Genomic DNA, 7,124 nt, shown 5'->3' on the forward strand with positions numbered 1-7,124 from the left:
GGATCAGGCGGCCAGCTTGGCCAGGGCCGCGTCGATCCGGGCCAGGGTGCGGTCCTTGCCAAGGATCTGGAGGGACTCGAAGAGCGGCAGGCCCACCGTGCGGCCGGTGACCGCGACGCGGACCGGGGCCTGGGCCTTGCCCAGCTTGAGGCCGTGCTCCTCGCCCGCCTTGAGGACGGCGTCCTTGAGCGAGTCGGGGCCGGACCAGTCGGCCGCCTCCAGCCTGGCGCGGGCCGTCGTGAGCAGGGCGGCCGGGTCGCCCTTCATCGCCTTGGCCCAGGACGCCTCGTCCTGCACCGGCTCCTTCAGGAAGAGGAAGTCGACATTGGCCGTGATGTCCGACAGGGCGGTCAGCCGGGTCTGGGCGTACGGGGCGATCGCCTCCCAGGCCGCCCGGTCGAAGTCCTCGGGGGCCCAGTTTGCGTACGGGGCCTTCAGCCAGGGCTCGCAGGCCTCGATGAAGGCCTTCTCATCCAGGCGGCGGATGTGGTCCGCGTTGATCGCCTCGGCCTTCTTGATGTCAAAGCGGGCCGGATTGGCGTTGACGTCCTTGACGTCGAACTTCTCGATCAGCTCGGCGACGGAGAAGACATCCTGGTCGGCGGAGAAGGACCAGCCGAGCAGGGAGAGGTAGTTGAGCAGGCCCTCCGGCAGGAAGCCGCGCTCGCGGTAGAGGTTGAGCGAGGACTGCGGATCGCGCTTGGAGAGCTTCTTGTTGCCCTCGCCCATGACGTACGGGAGGTGGCCGAAGGCGGGGATCTCCTTGGCGATCCCCAGCTCGATCAGCGCCTTGTAGAGCGCGATCTGCCGCGGGGTGGACGACAGCAGGTCCTCGCCGCGCAGCACATGGGTGATCTCCATCAGCGCGTCGTCGACGGGATTGACCAGCGTGTAGAGCGGGGCGCCGGTCGCGCGGACGATGCCGTAGTCGGGCACGTTCTCCGGGGTGAACGTCAGCTCGCCGCGGACCAGGTCGGTGAAGGTGATCGGCTCGTCGGGCATCCGGAAGCGGATGATCGGCTCGCGGCCCTCGGCCTCGTACACCGCCTTCTGCTCGGCCGTCACCGTGCGGCACTGGCCGTCGTAGCCGGACGGGCGGCCCTCGCGGCGGGCCAGCTCGCGGCGGGCGTCGAGCTCCTCGGCGGTGCAGTAGCAGGGGTAGGCGTAGCCGCCGTCCAGCAGCTTCTGCGCGATGTTCCGGTAGATGTCCATCCGCTGCGACTGCCGGTAGGGCGCGTGCGGTCCGCCGACCTCGGGGCCCTCGTCCCAGTCCAGGCCCAGCCAGCGCAGCGAGTCCAGGAGCTGCTGGTAGGACTCCTCCGAGTCGCGCGCCGCGTCGGTGTCCTCGATGCGGAACACCATGGTCCCGCCGTGATGCCGGGCGAACGCCCAGTTGAACAGGGCAGTGCGGACCAGGCCCACATGGGGGTTGCCGGTCGGCGAGGGACAGAAACGTACGCGGACGTTCGCGTTAGCCACGCTTGATCACCTTATTGGTGAGAGTGCCGATGCCTTCGATGGTGACGGCGACCTCGTCGCCGACGTTGAGGGGGCCGACCCCGGCGGGGGTGCCGGTGAGGATGACGTCTCCCGGGAGCAGCGTCATGGCCTCGGTGAGATGGACGACCAGGTCCTCGATGGAGCGGATCATGTCGCTCGTACGACCCAGCTGGCGCTGTTCGCCGTTGACCGTGCACTGGATGGTGAGGTCATGCGCGGCGGCCAGGTCGATGCCGGTCTCCACCCAGGGGCCGAGCGGGCAGGAGGTGTCAAAGCCCTTGGCCCTGGCCCACTGCTTCTCGCGCTTCTGGACGTCGCGCGCGGTGACGTCGTTGGCGCAGGTGAAGCCGAAGATCACGTCCTTGACCCGCTCGCGCGGCACATCGCGGCACATCCGGCCGATCACGACGGCCAGCTCGGCCTCGTGGTGCAGCTCCTGGGAGAAGGCGGGGTACTCGATGGCGTCGCCGGAGCCGATCACCGAGGTGGTGGGCTTGAAGAAGGCGACGGGGACGTCGGGCACCTCATTGCCCAGCTCCGCCGCGTGCTCCGCGTAGTTGCGGCCGATGGCCACGACCTTGTTGGGCAGCACGGGCGGCAGCAGACGGACCTTGCTCAGCGGGACCTTGGTGCCGGAGAGCTCGAAGTCGGCGTAGGGAATGCCCTTGATGATGTCGAGGACGAGACCGGCCGGGTCGCCGGTGCCGTCGCCCTCGACCGCACCGAAGGCGACATTGCCGTCGATGGAGAACCTGGCGATGCGCACGGGTTGCGGATGCCCCTCTTCTTGCTGCTGCGGCCCGCGCCTACGGGAGCGTTGAGCGCGAGCTTCGAGACTGACGCTTCAGGCTAACGTGCTGTGCATCCACCCGTACGACCGCGGCTCGCCCGGACCAGCAGCTCACAAGCCATGACTCGCCCAAGGGCGAGTGAGCCGAAGGGGCGCGCGGGTGTCGAAAGGGAGAACACGCGCAGGTCCCGAGGAACGAGGGACCGAGCATGATCGACCGTCGACAGACGCTAAAGCGCCCCGGAGGCGAACCGAGCCACAGTCAATTAGCGGGGGCTTCCATGAGGACTGTGCGGCGGGGGTTGGCCGTCTGGGTGGGAAGATCGAGCGGGTGCTCCGGCTGCTCCGGCGTCGGCAGCTCCTCCACGTCCGTGAGATGCGCGAGGGTGGTGCGACGGGGGTTGGCTATGTTGCGGAACATCATCGTCGTCTTCATTTGCGGTATCGGGCCTTTACAGAGAGCGGGCAATCGTAAAGCGGCACCAGGCTAAACATCCGGTTGCCCCCCATTACCTGGAAGTGACGGCGATCTACGTGTGAGTTTGCTCACGAATTGATGGGCGATCCTGGCAATTCAGACACTGGATCTTCATTGGCGAATCGGACATTGCGCCACCGAAGTCAGCATTCCGCTCCTGATCATGCCGACTGGGACACCCCTCGCACCCTGACGGCTCGCGGGGAAAAGTCCGCTTTCGCCCGTGAACGATTTACACGCCTTGTGACATAACAATCACATCGTGTCACTCAGGTCACAGAGGGGTCCCCGGCTCTTGTTGGAGATCCGGCACTGTGCTGGAATTCCACGCACCGCCGCAGGTCTCAGATCGGCGCGCAAGAGGCGCAACGCAGCGCCGAGCGGCGGCGGGAAAGGGGGGGCTGCGCCGGTCACTCACGACCACCGATTGGGGCGCGCACCGTCGCCCCACGACGCCGACACCGTCCCGCCGTACACGCGGGGGGACGCCTGGTCCAGAGGTTGCGACGCTAGTGCAGGGACGTTTCAAGAGGGATGGCATGGGGTCCCCCCAGGCCCGCCAGAGCCGAGGAGACGCTGCGGCGGAACAGGAGCCGCGCGGCGGTGCCGACCGCGGCACCACGCCCCAGCACCCCCAGAGCCAGGGTCAGTCAGCGCCCGGCGACGGCGGCGAGCGCGCCGCGCGCCCCGGAGCACCGGCGTCTCAGGGTTCCCAGGGGCCGCAGGGAGACGCGTCCGATGCGGCGTCCGCTCCAAAGCGGCCCTCGGATACCGGCTCACGAATAGCCCTGCGCAACTGGCGCATCAGCACCCGTCTGGTGTCCCTGCTCACCCTGCCGGTCGTCGCGGCGACCACGCTGGGCGGACTCCGTATCAATGAGTCCATGGAGGACATGAAGCAGCTGGACCATATGCAGCTGCTCACCACCATGACCAAGGAGGCGACCCAGCTCGCCCAGGCGCTCCAGACGGAGCGTGACCTGTCGGCCGGTCCCCTCGCCAACGGGTCCAACCCCAATGACTTCAAGGTCACCGGTCCGCGCACCGCGACCGACCGCGCCAAGAAGAGCTTCCTCGACGCCACCCGCGACATCCCCAACGCGGGCGACGACGCGGCGCTGGAGGCCATCCGCGCCAACGCCAACCAGATCGCCGTCCAGGTCCGCGGTCTTGAGAAGATCCGCCAGACCGCGTACACGGACGACACCCCGCCGTCGATGACGGTGGAGAGCTACAGCCGGCTGATCGAATCGCTGCTGAGCCTCTCGCAGGACATGGCGCAGGCCACCTCCAACCCGGACATGATCAAGCGGACGCGTGCGCTGGCTGCCTTCTCCGCCGCCAAGGAGTACGCGTCCATCCAGCGCGCCATCATCGCCGCCGCCCTCCCGGCGGGCGATGACTCCAACGGACCGGGTCTGAGCGAGAACGACCGTCTCTACGGCAAGGCGGCTCTCGAAAACGGCGACACCCAGCTCAAGGCGTTCAAGTCCATCTATGAGTCGGTCGGCGGCAATGCCGAGGAGCTGACCGCGACCCTGGACAGCGGCAACCCCACCATCACCGCGTCCGAGCTGTACGCCAAGCGTGTGCTGGACAACCGGAACGGTCTGCTGAAGCAGCAGAACCAGAAGAAGCGTTCGCACCTGGACTGGACCGACGACTACTCGGTCCGCATCAACGCCATGCGGACCATCGAGGCGACGCTGCTCGGCCAGATGGAGGCCAAGGCGCGTGAGCTGCGCGAGGAGTCGCAGCAGGAAGCGATCATCAACGGTGCGCTGATCCTCGTCGTCCTCGGCGTCTCCCTCGTCGGCGCGTTCGTCGTCGCCCGGTCCATGATCCGCTCGCTGCGCAGGCTGCAGGACACGGCCACCAGGGTCGCCCAGGACCGGCTGCCCGAGCTGGTCAAGCAGCTCTCGGAGGCGGACCCGCAGGACGTGGACACCTCCGTGGAGTCCGTCGGCGTGCATTCCCGTGACGAGATCGGCCAGGTGGCCGCGGCCTTCGACGACGTGCACCGCGAGGCGGTCCGCCTCGCCGCCGAGCAGGCCCTGCTGCGGGGCAACGTCAACGCGATGTTTACCAACCTCTCCCGCCGGAGCCAGGGTCTGATTCAGCGTCAGCTCTCGCTGATCTCCGAGCTGGAGTCCCGCGAGGCCGACCCGGACCAGCTGTCGTCCCTGTTCAAGCTGGACCACCTCGCGACCCGTATGCGCCGTAACGGCGAGAACCTTCTCGTTCTGGCCGGTGAAGAGCCCGGCCGCCGCTGGACGCGCCCCGTCCCGCTGGTCGACGTGCTCCGCGCCGCGGCCTCCGAGGTGGAGCAGTACGAGCGCATCGAGCTGGCGTCGGTCCCGGCGACCGAAGTCGCGGGCCGGGTCGTCAACGACCTCGTCCACCTGCTCGCCGAGCTGCTGGAGAACGCGACGTCGTTCTCCTCGCCGCAGACCAAGGTCAAGGTCACCGGTCATGCGCTGCCCGACGGGCGGGTGCTCGTCGAGATCCACGACACCGGCATCGGCCTCTCCCCCGAGGACCTCGCCGCGATCAACGAGCGGCTGGCGTCGCCGCCCACCGTGGATGTGTCGGTCTCCCGCCGCATGGGTCTGTTCGTGGTCGGCCGGCTGTCCCTGCGGCACGGCATCCGCATCCAGCTCCGTCCCTCCGACTCTGGCGGCACGACCGCGCTGGTCATGCTCCCCGTCGATGTCGCCCACGGCGGCAAGAAGCCCGGCGGCAAGCCCGGTACGGGCGGCGGCAAGGGCGGCCCCGGCGCGCCTGCCGCGTCGGCGGGCGGCAGCCGGCCCGGCCTCGGCGGCGGTCCGTCCGGCGGCTCCGGAGGCTCCGGCGGCGCCGGGAAGGGTCTCGCGGGCGCCGGTGCGGGTGCGGGCGGACGCCTCGGCGCGGGCTCGGCCCCGCGCGCGGCCCTGCCCGGACGTGACGGCGCGCCCCGGGGCGGCCAGCCGGGTGGCCCGCAGGGTGGCCAGGGCGGCCCCTCCCAGGGGAGCGGTTTCGCCTCCGGCGGTCTCCAGCCGCAGGCCCGGCAGGCACAGGGCCAGCAGCAGGGGCAAGGCCAGGGCCGGCAGCCGTCAGGGCCGCAGTCACAGCCGGGCTCCGGACAGGACTTCTTCGCGTCCGGCGGCCGCACCCCGCAGGGGAGCCAGGGCGGTCACGGCGGTCAGGGCAGCCAGGGCGGCTACGGCCAGGACTCCTTCGGCCGTCAGGGCCGGGACGGCGGCCGCGGTCTGAGCGGCGCGTTCGGCTCCGGAGCCGGCCGCGGCGCGCAGAACGCCCCCGCCCGCGACGAGGCCCGCGCCTCCGGCGACCAGGGACGGCAGCTTCCCGCCCCCAGCGGCCCGCGCGCCGAACTCCCCGGCGGCAACGCAGGCGGCGGCGCACCCCGCTCCCCGCGCCCGCAGGCCGCGAGCTGGGGCAGCGAGCAGCCGCCGCCCGTACGCCCGCAGCGCCCGGCGGGGCAGGACTCGCCGCGCGGCCACGAGGACCACGACGGCACACGCGGCCCCGGCTCGACGGCCGAGTTCGCGCGCCCCGGATTCGACGGATCCGGCTTCGGCGCGCCCGCGCCCCGCGAGGGAGCGGACACCCGGACCGGCGCCGAGGCGAACGGCTCCACTGGCGAGTTCACCCGACCCGATGTGTACGGCGGCGCTCAGGACCCGGCCGGCACGGCCCAGTTCGCCCGTCCGGACATGGGCGCGCAGCAGCAGCCGCAGGCCCCCGCGCCCGCGCCGCGCCAGCCGGAGGCGCTGCCGCCTGCCTCCGACCCCGGGGACGGCCGTACCCCGCTGTACGACACTCTGGAGACGGACTGGTTCCGCGGCGGCCGCGACGGGCAGGGCGGTCAGCAGCCGCAGGCCCCGGCGGCCCCGGCGGCGCCGTCCGTGCCCCAGCAGCCGGACCGCTCGACCAGTGAGCGGCCGCAGGCTCCCCAGCGCACCCCGGCGCAGCCCCCGGCGACCCCGGACTACGCGCCGAACGGCACCGGCTCGTCGAACACCTCGCCCCAGGCCGACCCGGCCGCCCCGGCGTGGCGTTCCTCCCCCAACGACGATCTGGTGCGCCAGGCCGAGCGGGCCAGAAAGCCCGCTTCCGGCGGTGTCACCACCTCCGGTCTGCCCCGTCGGGTCCCGCGTGCCAATCTGGTGCCGGGCACCGCACAGGAGCAGGCCCACCAGAGCGGTCCGCAGGTCTCGCGCGCGCCCGACGATGTGCGCGGCCGGCTCACCAATCTGCGCCGCGGCATCCAGCAGGGCCGGCAGCAGAACTCGACGACCGGCAGCTTCGACCTCGGCAACCTCGGCCCCACACACCAGCAGGAGCGCTAGTTGAACG

Annotated in this window: 4 protein-coding genes; 1 reads left to right on the forward strand and 3 read right to left on the reverse strand. The window is 70.8% G+C overall.

Features of this window, described 5'->3' with window-relative positions; genetic code table 11:
• Positions 1 to 3: 3 nt before the first annotated feature.
• From gltX to OF819_RS18360, 3 genes are all read right to left on the reverse strand, one after another.
• On the reverse strand, positions 4 to 1,479 hold the full coding sequence (gltX, locus tag OF819_RS18350) for a glutamate--tRNA ligase (RefSeq protein WP_267244642.1): 1,476 nt from the start codon (positions 1,477 to 1,479) through the stop codon (positions 4 to 6).
• The gene (locus OF819_RS18355) at positions 1,472 to 2,266 is read right to left on the reverse strand and encodes a fumarylacetoacetate hydrolase family protein (RefSeq protein WP_267244643.1); all 795 of its coding nucleotides are present in this window, start codon (positions 2,264 to 2,266) and stop codon (positions 1,472 to 1,474) included. Before OF819_RS18355 ends, gltX begins: the two co-directional genes overlap by 8 nt.
• A 286-nt stretch (positions 2,267 to 2,552) precedes the next feature.
• Entirely contained in the window at positions 2,553 to 2,726 is a 174-nt protein-coding gene (locus OF819_RS18360) for a hypothetical protein (protein ID WP_267244644.1), read from the reverse strand.
• Between the two features lie 581 nt (positions 2,727 to 3,307).
• On the opposite strand from OF819_RS18360, the gene OF819_RS18365 reads away from it, so the two are divergent.
• On the forward strand, positions 3,308 to 7,117 hold the full coding sequence (locus OF819_RS18365) for a nitrate- and nitrite sensing domain-containing protein (protein ID WP_267244645.1): 3,810 nt from the start codon (positions 3,308 to 3,310) through the stop codon (positions 7,115 to 7,117).
• The last annotated feature ends 7 nt before the right edge of the window (positions 7,118 to 7,124 follow it).

Origin of the sequence: Streptomyces sp. PR69 (genome assembly GCF_026420845.1) — a bacterium.
GTDB lineage: Bacteria > Actinomycetota > Actinomycetes > Streptomycetales > Streptomycetaceae > Streptomyces.

Excerpts from the sequence above, each read along its gene's own strand:
- OF819_RS18365 (WP_267244645.1), top strand. The coding sequence starts at position 3,308 with ATGGGGTCCCCCCAGGCCCGCCAGAGCCGAGGAGACGCTGCGGCGGAA.
- OF819_RS18360 (WP_267244644.1), bottom strand. The coding sequence starts at position 2,726 with ATGAAGACGACGATGATGTTCCGCAACATAGCCAACCCCCGTCGCACC.